Genomic DNA, 20074 nt, shown 5'->3' with positions numbered 1-20074 from the left:
GCGCAGTGCACTCAGGCATGAAGTGTCCACCAAAATAGGTGGACACCAAATCATGGATGAAGATGCTCCTAAACTGCAGGTGCGGCTTGTTGGCCGCGACGGCCGCCGTCGATATGACCCTGCCTCGCGAGATCAGCTTGTCGCAGCGTGTTTAGAGCCCGGCGTTTCGGTCTCTCGGCTGGCGCGGCGCACCCGCATGGTCACATCAGGCGAATCCCAGGCTGCCAAGAGATTGTCGGCTAAGTTCGCGAAGGTGCCTGGGTCGACCTCGATGGTCGAAGGACTATCGGCAGGCTTGCGCCCTTCCAGATCCCGCACGCGGCGCAATGCAGCTTCCCAATTCTTCTCGAGCTGCGCCGCAATCAGGCGGTTGTCGGGATCGCATGCCGCATAGCGGCGCTCGGCGAGGCTAGCCTCGTAGCGGGCCTGTTGTCGCTCCAAATCGTGAATGTGGCGCTGGTCTTCCTGTCGCTCCCGGTGCATCCGCTCTGCTTCAAAAGTCGCCTCGATCGCTAATGGTTCTACCGCGCGCAACAACTCGCGCGCAACCGCCGCATCGACCTTCGGGCCGCCGAACGTCATGCACCGGGGCAGGCCCATCATCAGATTCTGCTTATAGCATCGATAGACAGGACTTTGCGGATTGCCCGTATAGGCAACACTCAGCCGCCGCCCACACCGTCCGCAGGTTAGGAGACCCGACAATAGCGCTTTGCCGCCGCGGCCCGATTTAGTCCCGTCCCAGCGGCCATAATTATTGAGAGCCAGTTGCTGTTGGTTGCGCTCGTACTCGTCCCAGCTAATATAACCCTCGTGGTGGTCCTTTATCATCACCTCCCAAGTACCAGCGGGCTTGCCATGCCCGTAACTGCGCCGCGCCCGTCCATCGACGATGGCAGTCCGCTTCTCACTCTTCCCATAGACGTAGACCCCCGCGTAGAAAGGGTTTTTGAGGATGCCGATCACATTGCGATAACGGACCGGCGTCCAGACGAAGTTGGTCATGCGCCCTTCATCCGACGGCCGGGGGAAGTGAATCTGATCTTTCGTCATCGACAGCAGCACCTGGCGCGCACTTCCAAGCTCTTGGAAACGGGCGAATATGGATCGGATCACGTCTTGCAGACGCAGATCGGGGTCCAGCCCAAGCCCGGCTTCCCGATGCCAAATGTAGCCGAACGGAACGGAAAGTCGTAATTCGCCACGGCTCGCTTTTGATCTGGCGGCATCGAGCATGCGGCCCCTCAGTACGCCCAATTCAAACTCGCTGATACTGCCCTTCATTCCCAGGAGCAGACGATCATTGGGTCGACATGGGTTGTAGACACCATCATGGTCTATGACGCGGGCTTCAACAACGCCGCAAAGTTCGAGCAGATGATGCCAATCACGTCCGTTCCGTGCAAGGCGTGATGCATCAAAGCACAGAACGGCACCAACCTTGCCGGCGCACAACAGCGCGACGAGACGGTCGAAGCCGGGGCGGGCGACAGTTCCGCTGGCGGAGCGTCCGAGGTCGTCGTCGATGACCTCAATGTCGCTGAAGCCGCGTTGTCGCGCGACGTCAACAAGATCATACTGCCGTCGCTGGCTTTCCAGATTGGCCATAACCTGCGACTGCGTGGATTGCCGCACATAAACGACGGCCTTGCGCGCGAGCAGCGCTGTCGGAAACAATCAGTGCTGGTCATCGTTAAGCTCCTCGACGACCTGACCGGCCGCCTGCATCAGCAGGCAAGCTACCGTTAATATCGCCTTCTTGCGGTCGTGGTCGCTCAGTCCGTCGAGCGTCCGGGATTTGAATATCAGGTCGAGCTGCCGGCGTGATGCCGGCACCAGCGTATTGCGGGATCTCATCGTCTTCCTCCTGAGTGATTCTACGTCCACCTCGGAAGAGTGCAGGCTTGTCGCCGCCGGTGACCAGCCTGTTCAGTTCGATCAGCGCCCCAAGATCGACACGTGCAAGACCCATGGTCATGCCGCCGCACACCACAGGATCAATCATCCAGCCCGAAATCGAGACCACGACACCTGTCGGCCCCAAAACCTTCAGAAACCGACCCGTCGCTCGTTCTTCGACGCGACGAATGGAAACCCTCTGGCCAAAATATGGATGCCAGCGATAGTGAACCTCGACTTCATCGCCGACATGGGCAGAATGAACGGGGCTTTGCGACCGGCAGAAAATCGTGGCTGTTCAGCGACACCGCTGACGGAGCCAAGGCCAGCGCCGTGATCTACAGTCTGATGCTCACTTGCCGCGCCTGTGGGATCGACCCACTCACCTGGCTGCGCCATGTGCTAACTGAGCTGCCGCAGCGCGACGAAGCGGCCAACATCGTCGACCTGCTACCGTTCAACTTCTCCAAAAACTCTGCGGCCTAATAGAGCTGGATATCGCTACCGATGTGAGGGCGGTTCAGTGCCGCAGCCGTCAATGCGCATCGAAAATCGCGCTTACCTTCTTCCTGCCCCCTACAGCCCCGACCTAGGTAAAATCCCTCCGGCCTACTCACCCCTGGGTCAAAACCAACATGACACGCACCTGCGGATGGTGTTAGGCGGGGAGAGCCCCTCATTGCAAAAGTCCCTCATAGTCATTGGAAGACGCTGACCTTCCTGGCTGGCTTACGCCGCGATAGCATCGTTGCCCCCTTCGTCCTCGATGGTCCCATCAACGGCATCGCTTTTACCGCATGGGTTCGGCAGTGTCTGGTCAATCCCATCGAGATGATGTTCGCAAAGCTCAAGACACTCGTCAGAAAGGCAGACGAACGAGCCGTCGAAACAACATGGAGACGCATTGGAGAGCTCTTGAAGGCGTTCAGTCCCCAAGAGTGCTCCAACTACCTCAGACATGCAGGGTATGGTTCATAATAAACCTGACAGACTCTAGTGTTGTCGTTGCCTCGCGATGTCCGCACGCCCCGGTTCAAGGGCGAACGGTAGAGTCGGACTCGAAAAGGTTTCAACGATATCCGTATCTTGCCAGCCGCCTGGTGAGCATTCGGATGTGAGCGATGGTTATCCAGGCTTCTGCTGAAGCGATGGATGTCTCGAAGTCCTTGGCCAGCCTGCGGCATCGACCCAACCACGCAAACGTCCGTTCGACGACCCAGCGGCGCGGTAGGATTTCGAAACCCTTGGCCTTGTCGGTACGCTTGATGATTTCGAGTTTCCATTTTCCTCTTTTCTGCAGCCGCTTTTTCAGCTTGTCGCCCGCATAGCCGCCATCGGCGAAGACATGAAGGAGCCACGGCCATCGGTTGCGGATGGACTTCAGAAGATCGGGAGCCCCGTCGCGGTCCTGGATATCAGCGCTGTGCACCATGAGACCAACCATCAGCCCGAGCGTATCGACAATGATATGACGCTTGCGGCCCTTGATCTCAGCGCAAACGCAGTTTGTCGCGGTCTTGCCAGCGTCAAAGCCCCGAATACCACCGCTTTCAGTAGTCTTGACGCTTTGGCTGTCAATGGCACCAGCCGTCGGTGAAGCTTCTTTCCCATCCAGCTCCCGCGCCTCCATGACAAGGTGATGGTGATCCGTGGCCAAAGACCCATTGCCCGCCATTCATAGAAATACCGCTGCACCGTTGAACAGGGCGGAAAGTCCTTCGGCAGCATCCGCCACTGGCAGCCTGTCGAGGCGATATAGAGAAGGGCGTTTAAAACCTCGCGCAGATCGGTCTTGCGTGGCCGGCCCAGACGCCGTGGCGCGGGCATGAACGGCGCAATAAATTCCCATTCGCGATCGGTAACATCGCTTGCATATCGGCTCGTCCGACGGACATATTGCTGTCGGGTGGTTTCAGTCCAGGCCATTGTGCACTCCATCGAATCTTCGCAAATCCGAAGGAATCACAACTGGCTGAAATCACTCAAATCTTTTTGGGGCAGCTCTTAACCGCAGCCCCTCGCGCCGCGGGAATTGCCATACGGTGTCGTGGGATACCTTCGGCGATAAACGCCCGGTACGACTCAGGAACACGCTTGCGGTGACCGCCCATCTTCCCAGGCGCGACAGATCCGCTGGGACGGTAACGTTAAGTCACTTCATCGCTGAAGACACCGCAATACCGAACCGCGCCACCACCGACCGGCAGATTTCGCCGGCTTCAATTGCATCAACAACACGATTATGAAGATCATTTGAAATGAGGTCGAGTCATAGGATGCTGGCTTCCACTCTAGCCAGCATCTTGAATCACAGATAGCTAAAAATCGAAATTCCTACCGATTCAGCTGAAAATGGAAGCGGTCTAGATTTCGAAAATCTCCCGCGGAAGTGCGGAGAAGGTCTCGGCACCGCTTTCGGTAACACGAAATGTTTCGCTGATCACGTAGCCGAAGTCTTCGTCAATCCAATTCCCTAGCATCAGGTGGAACGTCATGTTCGGCTGAAGCACCGTATGGTCATCCTCCCTCAGGCTGGCCGTAGGTTCGGTCCAGTCAATCCCGATCGCATAGCCGCATCGCGATTCTTTCTCTAGTCCATGCTTCTTTAGCGTGGTGTTGAAAGCGACGGCGACATCGCCACAGGTGGCGCCCGGTTTGACGGCAGAAAGTGCGGCCTCCATGCCAGCAACCTCGGCGTGGTGGACCCGGCGAAGGCGATCTGACGGCTTACCGATCGAGTAGGTCCGCATCAGGGCCGAGACATAACCGTGACGTACACCGCCCATCTCAAGGTTAATTTGCGATCCCTGGCGGAAAACATCTTCGGTCCAGATAATGTGCGCAGTGCCCGAACGCGGCGAGGCACAAATGAAAACTCGCCTCAAATCTGTGCCGACTTTGCCATTGACGCCGCGAACCAGCGTCGCGATGATTTCTGCAGCAGCATCCGCCTCTCTTACGCCCGGACGCATTACTTCTTTCCCTGTCAGCATTCCTGCGTCCGTAATCGCGGCGGCTTCTCGCATCATCTCGATTTCAAGATCTGACTTGACCAGTCGGATCCAGGGCACTTCGTTGCTGAAGTCTGCTAATTTTGTCCCCGGAGCCCCGGCCTGGAACCTGTCGATCAACTTCGCCGAGAGTAAGTTGTTTTCAAGCGCTAATCTCCCACCACCGAGGCCGTCGTCTCGCAGGAAATTAATTAGAGCGTCGAAGCCGTCCTTGTCAGGGTCAGCGATCAGAGCTTCGGGGTAGCCAATTACCCGGTCCCTTTCCATAAACGTCTGATGCACCGCCGCCGGCGCATCCATACGACGCGTCAAGAAAGTTGGCTCTTCATCTTTCAAGGAGATGACGAGGCCTTGTGGAATGTACGCCGACTTGGCTGTGTAACCACATAGATAAGTGATGTCTGCAGGGGAGGTGATCAGTAACGAAGTGACCTCGCGTTGTTCCATTTTAGCCTTAACAAGGGCCAGCCTTCGCAGATACTCGGCCCGTGGAAACGCTTGCGGTCCTTTTGGCATTGTCATGAGGTAACTTCCTTTCTTATTGCAGTTGAACGAACAAGCTCTCACTGCGTCATTGTGAACTGATTTCGGAAACCCAGCCCGACCTTTTTCTGCGCAACTCAGGCTATGGATGCCATTGTCATCCGGCAAAGATCGGTGATGTCGTAAACGGGCAGGTTCGCGGTTCGCCGGATCGCGGACGCGACCGTCGGAAATCCCGCGCATTCGAACAGAATAACTGCTATCTCGGGATGCGCGCGCCGGAGCCGTGCGATGCAGTCGGCAACATCTGACTCGATCGCTTTAACGTCCATTGGTGGCGCTGGACGCTTTAGCTCGTCATGCCAATACTTACCGCCTTCAATGCCTCCAATCACGACCCGCGCCCGCTCGGCTGGGTCAGCAACCCCAAGCAAGTCTTCACTCAGATGCTTCGAGTCATAGGTCAAGACAGCGATTTTGCCCGGCGACGGCACTTGCCGTAGCAGTGCTGGCAACAGGATCAGGCTTGACATAACAACAGGCACTTTGACAGCGGCCGCCACCGCCGATTGATGTCGGATTGAGAAGCCGCAAGTTGAGCTTATCGCGACAGCACCTCGTTCGACCAAGCGGTTGGCGGCCGCTATATAGGCTGGCTCGAGTGCCGGATCACCAGAAACGACATTTTCAACCCAAGCTCCCGCTACGATCTCCTGGATCGCTGGGGATTCAAACGAAGACGGATTGAGTATCGAGCCGGGCGCGGGCGTCGGCGGCTTGCCCCCCGGCGGCACCCCTCGTTCGAGGGTTAGAATTCCGAGAGACCGTGTCGTTCGTGAAGTCATGAAGTACTTTCCCCTAAAGTTGTCTCGTGTACGCATTTCGGCAGGCCTCTCGCGCAGATACCACTTTCAGCCATCTCCGCGGCACGAGAGATGTCGCGCGCCGCGGTGCTGATCATGGCTTTGATACCTCCAGGCTTTGTCAGGTCTCGTGTTCAGACAAAGGACGGCACCCGGTCGAAGGTGAAGCGCAAACCCAGCTCAGCCGTGGCCGACAGGTCGCAAGCGCTCAACCATATTCGACTCGTGACGATAGCGCCTTCCCAAGATCCGCTCGATCGCTGCTCCTCGCCTTCTGTGATCACAAATTTGTTATTATGAGATACAATATTCCTCGTTTCGAAGCATGTCAACGGCAATGCCTGCCCGAACAATTGACTGGCCGATCTCGAAACAGGTCACAGCATTCACGCTATGAAGATGCACCGCCGGCGGCGTGGACTGGCTTTCTCGCTGTCCTGTACGCTTTCCATCTTTGGCGCCGATGCGCCTTTTGCCGCCAAGAAGCCCTGTAAATTGGCGGAAGGGAGCTCCGGTTCACATATAACCGCTACCGCCGCCACCACTTATAGCCCTGTCGCCAGGTGACCAAGTTTGCCCTCAAGCGTGCTGCGTATGCGTTGTCCCAGCGGAGAAAGGATATATATTTTCGTTGAAATTGTAATATCGTTATTATAGCTTTGGCATACCAATGGAGACGGAGCTGATGACGAAAAAGATGACTTTCCCGCAAAAAGGCCTGGAAGAAGCGGCAATTTGGCAGGCGATGGAGTGCGCGAGGCAGGGCGACGTGGACTGGAGAGCGGGACGTTTGCCGGGCTTTTACGTTCATTTCGCCAATGATGATGTTGATCGCATCGGTAAAATCGCTCTGGAAAAATTCCACGCGACAAACGCGTTGGGACTCAGCGCATTTCCATCGATCAAGAAATTCGAGTCGGAAGTTGCCGAATGGGCCCTCTCCCTTTTTCACGGGGTTGGCGGTGTGGCGAGCATCACGTCGGGGGGAACCGAGAGTATTTTCATCGCTATGAAGACTGCGCGGGAGTGGGCAAAAGTTGCTCGCCCCGAGGTCACCAAGCCGAAAATGCTCATTTCCCACAGTGCGCACCCGGCCTTCGACAAGGCAGCAAAGTACCTGGGCCTGGAAGTCGTGAGAATTATGCCGCGTGACGACTTCAAAACGGACATCGCCGCGCTGAAGGCAGCTCTAGATGAACAAACGATCATAATGGCAGGATCGGCGCCGCAGTTTACCATGGGAGTTTTCGATCAGATTGAAGAACTTGCTGCCCTCGCGTCGGAGCGAAATATCTGGTTTCACACTGACGCTTGTGTCGGCGGCTTTTTGTCTCCATTCGCCGAGCAGAATGGACACCAGATCCCGCTTTGGGACTTTCGAGTAAAGGGCGTAAAGTCGATTTCTGCAGATTTGCACAAATATGGCTTTGCTCCAAAGGGGGCTTCGATTGTCGCCTTTTCAGATGCCGAGTATCAGCAGTACCAGGTGTTTGACTTCAACAACTGGTCGCGTGGAAGGTACGTGACATCCACATTCGCCGGCACCCGTTCTGGCGCCAACATTGCTGCTTCCTGGGCCGTGATGCGGTTCTTGGGTAATGAAGGCTATTGCAAAATCGCAGAACAAATCTGGACGATACGTGAAACGCTTATGCGCGAGATCCCGACAATCGAGGACTTGTTTGTTTACGGTGATCCCGAACTTACGGTGATGAGTTACGGTTCAAAGTCGCTGGACGCGGCCGATATTGCGGCAGGTCTCGCTGACAAGGGCTGGCATACTGTTGCACCGTCTCTCAATCCACCCGCGATCAATTTGGGTATTCTCAGTCTCGCTTTTGGGGAAGTGGTGGAGGCCTATTTAACGGACCTTCGGGACGTTATTGCTCAGCTCAACGCGGGCGAAAAATCCTTTGATCGTTCCCTCATTGGAACCTACGGGACCAAATGAGGATTGAACGTTGAGTAACCTGGACCCGCGGCAGCTACTCCCCGAGTGAATTACAACGCTAGCCGCGTGTCTGATTCAACAATGCCGCAGCCGTGATGATACTGGAGATGTAGGTCAGCGCCTGGTCGATATCCAGCCGTATCTCTTCGGCAACGGCTGCGGCATCTCTTTTCTCGACCCCGCTCGCGATCCTTTCCCGCCAGTCGCCGCGCCCGGCTGATATCGAGGCAATATAGTGGGGGTACAGCAAATTCAGATATGGTCCCGTCTTTAGCCAAAGGGAATTGATGATCCGGATAAGGTCGGGCATGCTGCACGCAGCATAGAGCTCAAACTGAAATTTATAGACCAGCGCAATGTCGGTACGCCGATCGCCAGCAGCGCGAGCCGTTTTCAGTTTTTCCGACGTCTTGCGTAACGCGTCTGCAGTCTCTGGCGTGCCCTTAAGTGCAGCGCGCTCTGCGGCAAAGCACTCAATGTGCAGACGGATATCCTTAAGTTCGGCGATTTGCTCGGGCATCAATAGGGGGACAACCGCGGACCTGTTCACTTCACCCTGTAGGACCCCCTCGGATATCAAGCGATAGAGAGCCTCACGAACAGGTGTCGGGCTCATAGACAGGTTCTTGGCAAGGTCTCTAATAGTGATTTTCTCGCCCGGAGAGAAATGGCCACCGCGGATCAGCGCTCCTAATCGGTCATAAACCTGGTCTCTCAAAACGGCGGTTGTCGGCGTGATCAAATTCCCACCTCTGGCTTCCTTATTTTGATCAATCATTTAAATCGACGACGCATCTGTAACAAGACGCTGCAGACTCAAAATCATCCTATTCACACCTTAGCTAGCCACTGGCACCGTCTTTGGAGGGCGCCAACGGGCTTAGAGCAGATTTGCCTATTTTCTCGTTGACCCTGTCGAGGTGCGCGCACTCGGGAGTAAAAAGCCTTCAGAGGCAGTCCTGGATCGTGTACGTGAGGCAGTGATGAATAGAAGTTCTCCCCTTGAGCTCTTTTGCTTCTCGAAGGTCCATCGATAGGCAGGATTTGCATCGTTCCGACGTCCCCACTGTGATGCCCCGTATTTTCGTTGACCGGGCGAAGTAATACGGTGCCGGTCAACGACTAGATTTAAAAAAAGCGGCCTCTCTTCCTTCCCGGTTTGCCTCGCGTTGTGTGTTAGTTCCTCGTCAGCGCGTTGAGTATCCGCGCCCAGGATCGCTGACCCTTATGAAAGGATGTCAGATTATACTTCTCGTTGGGCGAATGGATGCGATCGTTAGGGAGCGCGAAGCCCACCAAGAGTGAGTCCAGCCCCAGATATGCCTGAAACTCGCCGACAACAGGTATCGAACCACCCACTACCCTCATGATCGGCGCTTTTGTCCATTCGTCGGCCAGTGCTGACTTGGCGGCAGCCAGATATGGGGCGTCGTAGGGAAGCTGATGCGCCGGCGAGCAGTCGTGCGATTGAAATTCCACCCTACAGTCTGCCGGGAGGCGCTCCTCGATAAATTTGCGGAACGAGGCCCTAACGTTGGCTGGGTCCTGCTTGTGTACGAGACGAAACGAAACCTTGGCAGACGCTTCAGCCGGAATGACTGTCTTGAAACCCTTACCCGTGTAGCCACCGGAAAACCCGTTGAATTCGGCCGTGGGACGCGCCCAAACCAGCTCGAGTATCGAGCGCCCCTTTTCACCCGAAGGAACCGACAGGCCGATTGGTCCGAGGAAACTTTCGGCCGTCTCCCCGAGGGCCTCCCACGAGGCCAAGACTTGGCTCGGGGTCTCCTCGACGCCGTCATAGAAGCCGTGAATTGTCACGCGGCCATCGTTGTCGTGGATATCCCCAAGGATCTTCGCAAGCACTCGGATAGGGTTCGCCGCCGCGCCGCCGTAGATGCCTGAGTGAAGGTCGCGGCTGGCGGCATGGATCGTCATCTCTTCTTCCACCAGTCCACGCATGCCAACGCAGATGGCAGGAGTCATCGCGTCGCGTTGGCTCGTGTCGCAGACTAGCGCGAAGTCTGCTTTTAATTCGTCCGCATTGGCCGCCAGAAACGCGCGCATCGAGGGAGAGCCAGACTCCTCCTCACCCTCAAAAAGGATTGTAACCTTACAGGGCAATACCCCACCCACCGCCTTGTAAGCACGACACGCTTCCACGAACGTCATCAGTTGACCTTTGTCATCCGAAGCGCCACGTCCGGCAATGACCTGGTAGCCATCCTCGCTCTCGCGCACGGCGGGGTCAAACGGGTCATGGGTCCACAACTCGAGGGGATCAACCGGCTGAACATCATAGTGGCCGTAGAAGAGGACATGCGGAGCACCGGGGGGTCCGTCATGGTGAGCGACGACCATTGGGTGACCTGGAGTATCGCGTATGCTGGCTTCGAAGCCGATCGAGGCTAGATCATCCACAAGCCATTCCGCAGCCCTTTGGCAATCCGCTTTGTAGGCCGGATCAGTGGAGATCGACTTTATGCGCAAAAGGCTGAAAAGGCGCGACACCGCAGCGTCGCATTCGGTATCGATGTGGTGCAAGACGGCAGGTAGCGCAGTCATTAAGGTCTCCTACGTGTTTACTGTTAGCTCAAAAAAGCTGGTGGGTTCCGAGCGCTCCGCCTGCAGAGTCCATCCTTGTGGCCCGCGGGCATCTGTTTTGGACTGGGGTCCCGGCGGTCATTTTTACGAGATGCAACGCTGTCTCGCGCAACCGAGTTTTCGGTCATTCTCCTAACACGATCGCATCGAGGCCGCACTTGCGGACCCGCTCGACGAAATGCAAGTATGCACCATTTGGCATCACAACCTTACGAGAATCCTATACCATTCTACTTCAATTTCAATACCGCACAGCGCGCGACGGGAAGTTTGGCGTCGTCTGCGAATTTAACCTGCACGATAAGACTGGGGCGGCATCGTCATGCCCATGATACTAGCGGCGAATAGAAGCCTCTCGGCTTTTCCAACGGCCGCATAGAGAGGCCGGCTGCGTGTCTATGACAGGTATAGACCATCAACGCCGCGCCACCGATTGCCATCGCCGGCTAGGCGGCGCGAAGCCGGATAAACCGTCCTTAGAGGGGCTTTTTGGCTCTTTCTGGCCTGTTTGGAGCAATTTAAGTAGGCGCCTCGCCATCGGGCCCGACTGACTGCCTCGCTGCACACCCGCTGCCGGTGAGCCACGCCGAGGTCTGTCTTGACCACACCGTCTTGGCCAGCCGAATGCGGAAGCCGCCTGTGCCGAACCGATGTCGTCGTGGCGGCCGCGCCTCACGTGAAGATGGAAGGAAAGATCCCTTCGTGAATCGAGGCAAGCCCAAACAGGACTTGCTCTGCGTGATATCGCATCCTTCGTGTTGGCCCTCGCGCCGCCGTTGACAGGTCTCAAATCATGCAATAATATATCTCAGATCGTCACATTTGAGATCACAGAAAGGCGGGAGCCTTTGGTGAAACAGAATGATCGAAAACGCGTCGCAGCGAGAGTGAATATCGGCGGGCGCTTTCGACCTTCGGACGACGGGATGCTCCGTTGACTGCAAGGCGATCGCTTCAGACTGCGGCTTAGAGCCTCACGTCTGGTTTGAACTGGGTAGATTAACACGGTCGCATCACCGGCCGAGGGGAACACAAAAGGAACATCACATGAGCAAATCTTTAATTTCAGCTGCAGCTGCAACTGCGGCGTTGATTGCGGTTGTGTCGACAGCTTTGCCAGCGAACGCTGGCGCCGTTCTCGATCAAGTCCAGGCGGCAAAGACGCTCACAGTAGCGACTTCTAGCGGTTGGCCTAACAGTTCGTTTCTGAATGACAAACAGGAACTCGATGGTTTTGAGATCGAGGTTGCCAAGGGAGTGGCGAAACACCTTGGGGTCTCCGTCAAGTTCGTAACGCCGGGCTGGGACGTCATAGTTGCAGGCAAATGGGCAGGCCGTTGGGATATGGCGATGGGCCAGATGGTTCCGACCAAGGCACGCGCGGAAAAGTTCGATTTTCCTGCCATTTACTTTTACACGAGGAACGTTGCTGTCATTCACAAAGACAGTAAAGCAACCAAACTTTCCGACCTGGATGGAAAGGTGATCGGCCTCGTAACAGGTGATGATGCGGCAATCGCATATGCCCGTCATAACCTGACGTTGGATTGGGCGGACGAAAAGCCGGTAGAATACAAGTTTACACTGGGCGAAATGCGAAACTATGAGAATACCTCGTTGCAGGTGGATGACCTGCGGCTAGGTGATGGAGTTCGCCTCGATGCAGTGATCACTGACGAAGTGAGTGCGCACGGTGTGATCAAAGCTGGTTACCCCTTGAAAGTCCTCGGTGATGCATTGTTCCCAACGCCGGGAGCCATTGCAATTTCAAAGGGAGACAAAGAGTTCTCTGACAAGATATCCGCCGCCATCAAAAGCATGAGGGTTGATGGTACGCTCTCTAAGCTCTCAATTAAGTGGTATGGTGTCGATAGCACCGTTGAATAGGTTGGAAACCTCTGTTTGAGCAACCTTATCGAAGGACGCCGTAATGCTTTATCAGGATACAATTGACTCCGAGGTCTTGGTTCACAAGCCGTGGTTTGTGGCCTCTACCTTCGCTGTCGTGCTCGCTCTGTTTCTGATGTATAACCTGACTGGCACAACCATGGGGGAGCTTATGCGCCCCGTCATCGGCGATCCGTCGCAAAGCGGCCTCTACGGCCGCTTTGCGATCGCTTTTGTTATTGCGGTTGCGTTCAGTCTCAATCTCGTGCTCATCGGGTTCGCGCCGATAAAAGCCCAAATCATCTTGGTTTGGCTTGAGTTGCTCCTGCTCATTCTAGCATTCTTCAAGTCGTTTGAGCTCAGTCTGCCTTTCATCCGGGAGAACCTTCCCTTTCTGATAACGCAGGGTGTGTTTACGACGTTGTATGTGTCGGCAATTTCGCTGCTTTTTGCGTCGCTCATCGCAATCATCGCCGCTGTTGCGAAGCTTTCGAGTAACGGCTTCGCTTACGGGATCGCAAGTTTCTACACGTCGTTCTTCCGCGGTCTCCCCCTGCTGATGCAGATTTACCTCATCTACCTCGGTTTGCCTCAGTTCGGTATCGTTCTGAACGCGGTGCCTTCAGGAATATTGGCCCTTTCAGTCTGTATCGGCGCCTATATGACGGAAATCTTCCGCTCTGGAATTCAGAGCATCGACCGCGGGCAATGGGAAGCATCCAGGTCCATGGGCTTCGGCTTCGGTCTGACAATGCGAAGGATTATACTTCCGCAGGCGCTTCCCGTTATCGTTCCACCGATGGGGAACACCTTCATCTCGATGCTGAAAGATAGCTCGCTCGTGTCCGTCCTTGGCGTATGGGAACTGACGTTCCTGGCTCGCACGATTGGCCAGCCCACCTTTCACAATATGGAGATGCTTGTAGCGGCTTCGTTGATTTACTGGGTTTTATCCTGTTGTCTCGAACTGATTCAATCAAGGATTGAACGCTATTACCACAGGAGCAAGATGCGATGATCACCAAAACAGTTCAAATGGACCTAGAAGGTAGCAAAACTTGTGCCACCGCCCAAGATGTAGCGCATAAGTTAAATTCGGATCAATTTTGTGAGGATGTCATTACAGCCAAAAACGTTTCTAAGTGGTATGGCAGCTTCAGAGTATTGACGAACGTCGACCTCAGTGTCCGTAAGGGTGAACGCGTTGTTATCTGCGGGCCCTCCGGGTCGGGAAAGTCAACGCTGATCCGCTGTTTCAATCGGCTCGAGGCACATCAAGAGGGTGAGATCACCGTCAATGGCGTCAGATTGCACAACAAGATGCGCAACGTGACTGAGGTTCGCAAAAGCGTTGGCATGGTATTCCAGAACTTCAATCTCTTTCCACACATGACCGTGCTGATGAACTGCATGGCGGGTCCGATGTGGATTAAGGGTGTTCCGGAAGCCGAGGCCAGAAAGACTGCGATGAAATTCCTGGAGCGTGTGCGCATTCCCGAACAGGCGAACAAATACCCTGTTCAGCTGTCCGGGGGACAGCAGCAGCGCGTTGCCATCGCCCGTTCCCTTTGCATGGAACCAGCCGTGATGCTGTTCGACGAGCCAACTTCGGCGCTCGATCCGGAGATGGTGTCAGAAGTTCTCGAAACGATGACAAGCCTCGCCCAGGATGGCATGACGATGGTGTGCGTAACGCATGAGATGGGTTTCGCACGATCTGTTGCCGACCGCGTCATCTTCATGGACGCAGGTCAGATCGTCGAGGAGGGTGCTCCAAATGACTTCTTCGCGAATCCGCAGCACCCAAGAACAAAACTGTTTCTCAGTCAGGTCTTAAAGCATTGAATGCTAAGGAGAGATAGTCGGATTACTGCCGTGCGCGCCGCCAATCAGAATTCATGAACGAAGGTTTATTGTCATGTCGGGAAGTAGTACCGGCGGTGGAGCGGGCTATAGTGAAGAACTGGATCCTTCCAACAGAGTGCCGTCATTGTACCAGGTGTAATCATGCACGGCCATACCCGTTTTAGAACGGAAGAGCTATAGCAGAATGCTACGGCGACGAGACGGCGCGGCAAGCGTCAATGATCATCAGTCTAGAATCCGACCGAGTCGGGTTACCCGGTATGCGGTTCTCGCGCGCCGCTATCATAGAAGCGGAAATCAGTGCGTAACCAAGTCGATTGCTTTTAGTTCCCATTACGCTCGTGCGGAACTCTTGCTTGAAGACCGAGCAAGGCCATCCTTCTGGGGCAATACCCACGAGGCATTAAAGTAATATTTTAACAGTTGGGTACCTCGTCAATATATCGTAAGCGCCCGACGAGCGGATTTTGCTGATCGGGCAAATCGGGCGATGTTCTGGCATTAGAACCAGATCGAAGAGGTTGCATGGCTCGCATGGAGATCATGTCCGGCACTGAGCGTAGGCGGCGCTGGTCGGATGAGGCGAAACTGAGGATATTGACAGAAGCGGATCAACCGTAAGCGCTGTTTTCGTCCCACCTTCCGGATCGGCGTTCGATTGTTGATGTTATGCCCGAACAGGGCTTCGACATATGACGATTACAGGGTTTACGCCTAGCACCAAGACGGATGAGACGGTGCAGCGGTTTGAGGTTTTCACTGGAGCAGGCCGCCGTCGCGACTGGAGCGACGAGGAAAAGCGTCAGATTGTGGCCGAGAGCCATAGCGGTGAGATGTCGGTCAGTGCAGTTGCGCGACGGCATGGCTTGTCGCCTGGTCAGTTATTCACCTGGTGGCGGCAATCGCGGAGCGAGCCCGAGCTAACATCACCGTCGATGTTCGTACCGGCGGTGATCGACACTCCGGCAAAGATGCATTTGAGGCGGCGAAAGACGATAGCGAAGAGTACGCCTCTAACAGTCGCCATCGAGTTAGAGATCGACGGTGCGATACTCAGGATCGCATCTGGCATGGACGCCGCGACGATTGCGGCCGTCATCCAAGCACTGAAGGCATCATTGTGATTGGCCCGTCCGGCGTGGTAAAAGTGATGATCGCCACCAAGCCTGTCGACTTCCGCAAAGGTGCAGAGGGGTTGGCGGCGCTGGTGAAGGCCGAGATGGGTGCCGACCCGTTCTCCGGTACGATCTACGTCTTCCGGGCCAAGCGAACCGACCGCATCAAACTGATCTTCTGGGATGGCAGCGGCGTATGTTTGGTCGCCAAGCGGCTTGAGGATGGCGAGTTCCATTGGCCCCGGATGCAAGACGGTGCGATGCATCTGACATCCGCCCAGTTCTCGGCCTAGTTTGAGGGACTGGATTGGAAGCGCGTGCATGCGCCGAGCGAAACGCGCACGCCCGTTCAGGCCGGGTAAGGGCCCGCGACCAATTGAATCATCGCTATCTGACACCTCGTTCTGGGAGGAAAAATATGCTGTGCTTGCTCCATGACAATAAGGGCGGACGAGCTTCCAGATGATCTGAACGCGCTGAAAGCGATGGTGCTTTCGCGCGAGGTAGAGAATGCCCGCCTACGCCAGATCATCAAGGAATTGCAGCGTCATCGCTTTGGCCGTCGCGCCGAAACGCTTCCCGAAGACCAGCTTCTCTTAGGCTTAGAAGAAGCCGAACAGGTCGAGGCCGATGGTCTCGAAGCGAAGGAAGAGGCCTCGATCGCTGTGCGCCAGTCGCGCGTTGCCAAACGGCGAGCGAACCGGGGTTCTTTGCCCGCCCATCTGCCGCGCATCGAGATGATCGTCGATATCGATGACCATGCCTGCCCAGGCTGCCGCCATGATCTGCATCGGATCGGTGAGGATGTCAGCGAGAAGCTCGACATCGTTCCCGCCCAGTTCCGTGTGTTAGTCGTGCGCCGCCCGAAGTATGCCTGCCGTGCCTGCGAGGATGTGGTCGTCCAAGCCGCTGCTCCCGCCCGGCTGATCGAAGGTGGTATTCCGACCGAGGGAACCGTCGCCCAGATTCTGGTCTCCAAATACGCCGATCATTTTACCGCTCTACCGGCAAGCGCAAATCTACAAGCGACCAGGGATCGACCTCGACCGCTCGACACTTGGTGATTGGGTCGGACGCGCTGCCTGGCATCTGCGGCCCATTCATCAAAGGCTGCTCGATGTTTTGAAGACATCATCAAAGCTATTTGCCGACGAGACGACAGCGCCGGTGCTCGATCCAGGGCGAGGAAAGACCAAGACGGGACAGCTTTGGGCTTATGCCCGCGACGACAGGCCGTGGCTGGGAGCCGATCCACCCGGTGTCGTCTATGTCTATGCACCAGACCGCAAAGCCGAGCGCCCGATGACCCATCTCGACGGCTTCGTCGGCATTCTTCAGGTCGACGGCTACAGTGGTTATCGCCCGTTGGCCGCCAAGAACACCATCTCGTTAGCGTTCTGCTGGTCTCATGTTCGTCGGCGCTTTTACGAATTGGCCGCAGCCGGTCCCGCACCCATTGCCACCGAGGCGCTGCGGCGCATTGCCGAACTTTACAAGATTGAAGACAAGGTGCGCGGCCGGACGCAGGATGATCGTCGTACCATCAGGCAAGAGAAGAGCCGTCCGATCACCGATGACCTTGCGCCCTGGCTCGCCCAACAGCTCGGCCTCATCAGCCAGAAGACAAAGCTGGCCGAAGCGATCCGATATGCCCTGTCACGCTGGGATGGACTGACCACGTTCATCGACGACGGTCGCATCGAGATCGACTCCAACACCGTCGAGCGATCCATCAGGCCAATTGCTCTCAATCGCAAGAATGCATTGTTTGCAGGCTCCGACGCCGGAGCGGAACACTGGGCGACCATCGCTTCGCTCGTCGAGACCGCCAAGCTCAATGATGTCGAACCGCTCGGCTATCTCGCGGACGTGCTCACCAGGATCGTCAACGGCCACCCCAATAGTCGGATCGACGAGTTATTGCCCTGGGCATATCGCACGGATAAAATGCTCCGATAAAATCGGCAGCGATTGGATATGTCATGACAGTGCAGAGCATCTCCTGGGAGCAGGATGGAATCGACTCCGGCTGGTTCTTCGCCAAGGATGTCGGCTCAGTGAGGAGCAGTTCCAGTTATCGTCCTGGAGGCTGGTGGTTCCTTCCGAAGTGGTTACCTGACACCGAAGAAAACGATGTCGGCCCCTTCAAAACCAAGGCTGCCGCGATGGCACAGGCAGAGGCTCTAACTGCTCGCCAGCTCGCAACGTAGCACTAATCTCCTCGCTTGGCCGTGGCCTCAGAACAGCGCTTACGATCAACTGGTGTTCGCATTGGTGATGTGGCTCGCCGGCATGACATTCATCCTGGCCAGATCCGTTTGTGGCGGCAGTTCAGCTATGTCGGTCGACCAGCGATGTTCCTTCCGGTGGAAATCACCGAGGAGGTGAGCGCTACCCAGGCACCTGACACGCCACCGACGCCAGCGGTCATCGAGATAGAGCTGGCTCGGTTTGTCTGAACAGTTTGCGGCGTTTTGCTAAGTGGATTTCCGCCTCGATTATGCCGCCACCATCATTGGCGCCAGCGCGTTGAAGTAGGCCTGATCCGGCGTCTGCCGGTCAAGGGATGAATGTGGGCGTCGGCTATTGTAAAAGGTCAGATATCGGCCAATGCCGACGCGGGCCTCGGACACGGTCTTGTAGGCATGGAGGTAGACTTCCTCGTATTTGATCGAACGCCAGAGCCGTTCGACGAACACGTTGTCCCGCCAAGCACCCTTGCCATCCATCGAGATGGCGATTTCCGCCTTCTTCAGCACCGCCGTGAAGTCCATCGAGGTGAACTGCGAGCCCTGGTCGGTATTGAATATGTCGGGCTTGCCAAAACGGGCCAGCGCTTCCTCGACTGCTTCGATGCAGAAGGCTGCTTCCATCGTGATCGACAGCCGCCACGACAGAACCCTCCGGCTGAACCAGTCAACGACGGCGCAGAGATAGACAAAACCGCGAGCCATCGGAACGTACGTTATGTCCATTGCCCAGACCTGGTTGGGCCGGGTGACCGCCAGCTTTCGCAGGAGGTAGGGATAGATTTTGTGACCTGGCGCTGGTTTGGATGTGTTCGGGCGACGATAGATCGCCTCGATGCCCATCTTTTTCATCAGCGTGGCGACGTGCAGCCGCCCAGTTTCCAGCCCTTCTCCCCTCAAGAGCCCTTGCAACATCCGACTTCCGGCAAACGGGTAGTCGAGATGCAGTTCGTCGATCCGCCGAATCACGGCAAGATCGCCGTCAGGCACGGGATGAGGCAGATAATAGACGCTGCCACGGCTGAAGCCGAGAAGCTTGGCCTGGCGCACGACGGATAGCTTATGCTTGCGGTCGATCATTTCTTTCCGCCCAGCAATCCCGCCTTGCCGAGCGCACCGGATAAAAAATCGTTCTCCAGTGTCAGCTCGCCGATCTTGGCGTGCAGTGTTTTGACATCCACGGTTGGACCCGCCGGTTCCGCCTTCGCTTCATCACCGAAAACGCCTGTCGCCCCCTCAAGGAGCTGGTCTTTCCACTGTTTGATCTGGTTGGCGTGCACGTCAAACTGCTGGGACAATTCCACCAGCGTCTGCTCGCCCCTGATGGCGGCAAGCGCCACCTTTGCCTTGAAAGCCGGGCTGTGGTTCCGGCGCGGTCGTCTCGTCATGGTCTCTCCTGTTCCCGGCATCTAAGCCGAAGTCAGGCAGAAATTCCACTTATCCTAGCTGTGCAGATTTCCCCGAGCCAGCTCTGGCTGTCCATTGCCTCCCTATGCTTTGTGACAGTGCGGCGCGCAATGCTGATGCCGGTTTCCTTCAGCCAAGCGACGATTTCATCATCGGAAAGTACTTCCGAGGCCTCTGCGGCGATACTTGCCTTGATGCGGTGGCGGATGCGCGAGCGCTTCCCCGGGGGCGACGATAAATCGGCAGAGGCGCGGTACTTCAAAAAAATAACGCGGGGCTAAAAAATTGGCCGCAGGCTAGTCCGTGGGTATGGACTGGAAGTCCGGTAGGCGCTATTCGTGCCGTTCCAGCATAACATCAGCCACCCCGTGGATTCTCCAAGGCCTCTTATATTGAAAAAAGTGCAACGCAGTTTTGCCGTCGAGTACAAGAACGGCAGGCGAAAACTCGATACCAGATCGAACTCGATCTGGGGCAATGTGGATCTAAAGTCAGTCGCGCGCGATCTAGAGGAAGAGGCATTGCCTGCTCTGTCAGGTAGCTCTCAGAGTGACAAACCCGACAGCGAAATGTCTTTGCCGGAACAAGATCAGGCCGAGCAGTTGTTGACAGCGCCTCTCGGCCCGTCGACAACTGCATCAGATACACAGGAGATGAGCATGGCCGACGAGACTAATACGACAACCAATGTCGATGGACAGACCGTTGTCGAAACGCCTAATGCGCCGAAGAAACAGCG

At 56.1% G+C, this 20074-nt stretch carries 15 protein-coding genes and 7 pseudogenes; 12 read left to right on the top strand and 10 right to left on the bottom strand.

The genetic code is table 11. The features are described 5' to 3' along the window. Positions 1–52: 52 nt before the first annotated feature. Positions 53–184 (top strand): annotated as a pseudogene (locus RCCGE510_RS35810) (IS66 family insertion sequence element accessory protein TnpB); the annotation flags it as partial. Here the strand turns inward: RCCGE510_RS35810 and RCCGE510_RS30325 are convergent. Both RCCGE510_RS30325 and RCCGE510_RS30320 read right to left on the bottom strand, forming a co-directional pair. Continuing rightward, entirely contained in the window at positions 133–1677 is a 1545-nt protein-coding gene (locus tag RCCGE510_RS30325; RefSeq protein ID WP_007636757.1) for a recombinase family protein, read from the bottom strand. The pseudogene RCCGE510_RS35810 and the gene RCCGE510_RS30325 sit on opposite strands and share 52 nt — an antisense overlap. Next, positions 1678–1857: a hypothetical protein gene (locus RCCGE510_RS30320; RefSeq protein WP_007636756.1), complete on the bottom strand. Its 180-nt coding sequence runs from the start codon at positions 1855–1857 to the stop codon at positions 1678–1680. Positions 1858–2169: 312 nt separating this feature from the next. On the opposite strand from RCCGE510_RS30320, the pseudogene RCCGE510_RS30315 reads away from it, so the two are divergent. Then, positions 2170–2385: pseudogene (locus RCCGE510_RS30315) on the top strand (transposase domain-containing protein); the annotation flags it as partial. Positions 2386–2528: 143 nt separating this feature from the next. Then, positions 2529–2877: pseudogene (locus tag RCCGE510_RS34145) on the top strand (IS630 family transposase); the annotation flags it as partial. Between the two features lie 91 nt (positions 2878–2968). On the opposite strand, the gene RCCGE510_RS30310 reads toward RCCGE510_RS34145, so the two are convergent. The 4 genes and pseudogenes from RCCGE510_RS30310 to RCCGE510_RS35805 all read right to left on the bottom strand — a co-directional run bounded on the left by RCCGE510_RS30310 (position 2969) and on the right by RCCGE510_RS35805 (position 6238). Then, a protein-coding gene (locus RCCGE510_RS30310) for an IS5 family transposase (protein WP_240539724.1) occupies positions 2969–3825 on the bottom strand; the annotation gives its coding sequence in 2 pieces (ribosomal slippage) (positions 2969–3543 and positions 3543–3825; 858 coding nt in all). A 76-nt stretch (positions 3826–3901) separates the two neighbouring features. Next, a pseudogene (locus RCCGE510_RS35345) lies at positions 3902–4172 on the bottom strand (IS630 family transposase); the annotation flags it as partial. Positions 4173–4262: 90 nt separating this feature from the next. Next, entirely contained in the window at positions 4263–5432 is a 1170-nt protein-coding gene (locus RCCGE510_RS30305; protein ID WP_007636754.1) for a Xaa-Pro peptidase family protein, read from the bottom strand. Between the two features lie 98 nt (positions 5433–5530). Next, positions 5531–6238: a hypothetical protein gene (locus RCCGE510_RS35805; protein ID WP_240539723.1), complete on the bottom strand. Its 708-nt coding sequence runs from the start codon at positions 6236–6238 to the stop codon at positions 5531–5533. A 703-nt stretch (positions 6239–6941) separates the two neighbouring features. Between RCCGE510_RS35805 and RCCGE510_RS30295 the strand changes: the two genes are divergently transcribed. Next, positions 6942–8207 carry an aminotransferase class V-fold PLP-dependent enzyme gene (locus RCCGE510_RS30295; RefSeq protein WP_007636750.1) on the top strand — a complete coding sequence of 422 codons (1266 nt, stop codon included), beginning with the start codon at positions 6942–6944 and terminating at the stop codon, positions 8205–8207. 58 nt (positions 8208–8265) lie between these two features. Here the strand turns inward: RCCGE510_RS30295 and RCCGE510_RS30290 are convergent, their stop codons facing one another. Both RCCGE510_RS30290 and RCCGE510_RS30285 read right to left on the bottom strand, forming a co-directional pair. Then, positions 8266–8985: a GntR family transcriptional regulator gene (locus tag RCCGE510_RS30290; protein ID WP_007636749.1), complete on the bottom strand. Its 720-nt coding sequence runs from the start codon at positions 8983–8985 to the stop codon at positions 8266–8268. Positions 8986–9383: 398 nt separating this feature from the next. Then, positions 9384–10772, bottom strand: coding sequence for a M20/M25/M40 family metallo-hydrolase (locus tag RCCGE510_RS30285; RefSeq protein WP_007636748.1), 1389 nt, complete (start codon positions 10770–10772; stop codon positions 9384–9386). A gap of 1086 nt (positions 10773–11858) precedes the next feature. On the opposite strand from RCCGE510_RS30285, the gene RCCGE510_RS30280 reads away from it, so the two are divergent. From RCCGE510_RS30280 to RCCGE510_RS30250, 7 genes and pseudogenes are all read left to right on the top strand, one after another. Further along, positions 11859–12698 (top strand): transporter substrate-binding domain-containing protein, encoded by an 840-nt coding sequence (locus tag RCCGE510_RS30280; protein WP_007636746.1) that lies wholly within the window; start codon positions 11859–11861, stop codon positions 12696–12698. A gap of 43 nt (positions 12699–12741) precedes the next feature. Continuing rightward, positions 12742–13716 (top strand): amino acid ABC transporter permease, encoded by a 975-nt coding sequence (locus RCCGE510_RS30275; protein ID WP_007636744.1) that lies wholly within the window; start codon positions 12742–12744, stop codon positions 13714–13716. Further along, positions 13713–14543, top strand: coding sequence for an amino acid ABC transporter ATP-binding protein (locus tag RCCGE510_RS30270; protein WP_007636742.1), 831 nt, complete (start codon positions 13713–13715; stop codon positions 14541–14543). Before RCCGE510_RS30275 ends, RCCGE510_RS30270 begins: the two co-directional genes overlap by 4 nt. A gap of 713 nt (positions 14544–15256) precedes the next feature. Next, complete coding sequence (locus RCCGE510_RS30265) at positions 15257–15688, top strand: transposase (RefSeq protein WP_007636736.1); 432 nt, start codon at positions 15257–15259, stop codon at positions 15686–15688. Continuing rightward, positions 15685–15969, top strand: a pseudogene (tnpB, locus tag RCCGE510_RS30260) (IS66 family insertion sequence element accessory protein TnpB); the annotation flags it as partial. The gene RCCGE510_RS30265 and the pseudogene tnpB, both read left to right, overlap by 4 nt. A 144-nt stretch (positions 15970–16113) precedes the next feature. Then, positions 16114–17638: pseudogene (locus tag RCCGE510_RS30255) on the top strand (IS66 family transposase). Positions 17639–17661: 23 nt separating this feature from the next. Continuing rightward, positions 17662–17889 carry a hypothetical protein gene (locus RCCGE510_RS30250; protein WP_007636731.1) on the top strand — a complete coding sequence of 76 codons (228 nt, stop codon included), beginning with the start codon at positions 17662–17664 and terminating at the stop codon, positions 17887–17889. Between the two features lie 288 nt (positions 17890–18177). On the opposite strand, the gene RCCGE510_RS30245 is transcribed toward RCCGE510_RS30250, so the two are convergent. Next, a protein-coding gene (locus tag RCCGE510_RS30245) for an IS3 family transposase (RefSeq protein WP_192815376.1) occupies positions 18178–19316 on the bottom strand; the annotation gives its coding sequence in 2 pieces (ribosomal slippage) (positions 18178–19058 and positions 19058–19316; 1140 coding nt in all). Positions 19317–19348: 32 nt separating this feature from the next. Further along, complete coding sequence (locus tag RCCGE510_RS34135; RefSeq protein WP_240539722.1) at positions 19349–19597, bottom strand: hypothetical protein; 249 nt, start codon at positions 19595–19597, stop codon at positions 19349–19351. Positions 19598–19727: 130 nt separating this feature from the next. On the opposite strand from RCCGE510_RS34135, the pseudogene RCCGE510_RS30235 reads away from it, so the two are divergent. Beyond that, a pseudogene (locus RCCGE510_RS30235) lies at positions 19728–20074 on the top strand (transcriptional regulator); the annotation flags it as partial.

It is taken from the genome of Rhizobium sp. CCGE 510 (assembly GCF_000292525.1).
Lineage (GTDB): Bacteria > Pseudomonadota > Alphaproteobacteria > Rhizobiales > Rhizobiaceae > Rhizobium.
Note: the sequence above shows the minus strand (reverse complement) of the source record. Positions and strands in the feature narration are given on the sequence as shown.

What these genes read in the sequence shown, in the direction of transcription:
- RCCGE510_RS30320 (WP_007636756.1), bottom strand. Translation starts at nt 1,857, where the DNA reads ATGAGATCCCGCAATACGCTGGTGCCGGCATCACGCCGGCAGCTCGAC.
- RCCGE510_RS30305 (WP_007636754.1), bottom strand. Translation starts at nt 5,432, where the DNA reads ATGACAATGCCAAAAGGACCGCAAGCGTTTCCACGGGCCGAGTATCTG.
- RCCGE510_RS35805 (WP_240539723.1), bottom strand. Translation starts at nt 6,238, where the DNA reads ATGACTTCACGAACGACACGGTCTCTCGGAATTCTAACCCTCGAACGA.
- RCCGE510_RS30295 (WP_007636750.1), top strand. Translation starts at nt 6,942, where the DNA reads ATGACGAAAAAGATGACTTTCCCGCAAAAAGGCCTGGAAGAAGCGGCA.
- RCCGE510_RS30290 (WP_007636749.1), bottom strand. Translation starts at nt 8,985, where the DNA reads ATGATTGATCAAAATAAGGAAGCCAGAGGTGGGAATTTGATCACGCCG.
- RCCGE510_RS30285 (WP_007636748.1), bottom strand. Translation starts at nt 10,772, where the DNA reads ATGACTGCGCTACCTGCCGTCTTGCACCACATCGATACCGAATGCGAC.
- RCCGE510_RS30280 (WP_007636746.1), top strand. Translation starts at nt 11,859, where the DNA reads ATGAGCAAATCTTTAATTTCAGCTGCAGCTGCAACTGCGGCGTTGATT.
- RCCGE510_RS30275 (WP_007636744.1), top strand. Translation starts at nt 12,742, where the DNA reads ATGCTTTATCAGGATACAATTGACTCCGAGGTCTTGGTTCACAAGCCG.
- RCCGE510_RS30270 (WP_007636742.1), top strand. Translation starts at nt 13,713, where the DNA reads ATGATCACCAAAACAGTTCAAATGGACCTAGAAGGTAGCAAAACTTGT.
- RCCGE510_RS30265 (WP_007636736.1), top strand. Translation starts at nt 15,257, where the DNA reads ATGACGATTACAGGGTTTACGCCTAGCACCAAGACGGATGAGACGGTG.
- RCCGE510_RS30250 (WP_007636731.1), top strand. Translation starts at nt 17,662, where the DNA reads ATGACAGTGCAGAGCATCTCCTGGGAGCAGGATGGAATCGACTCCGGC.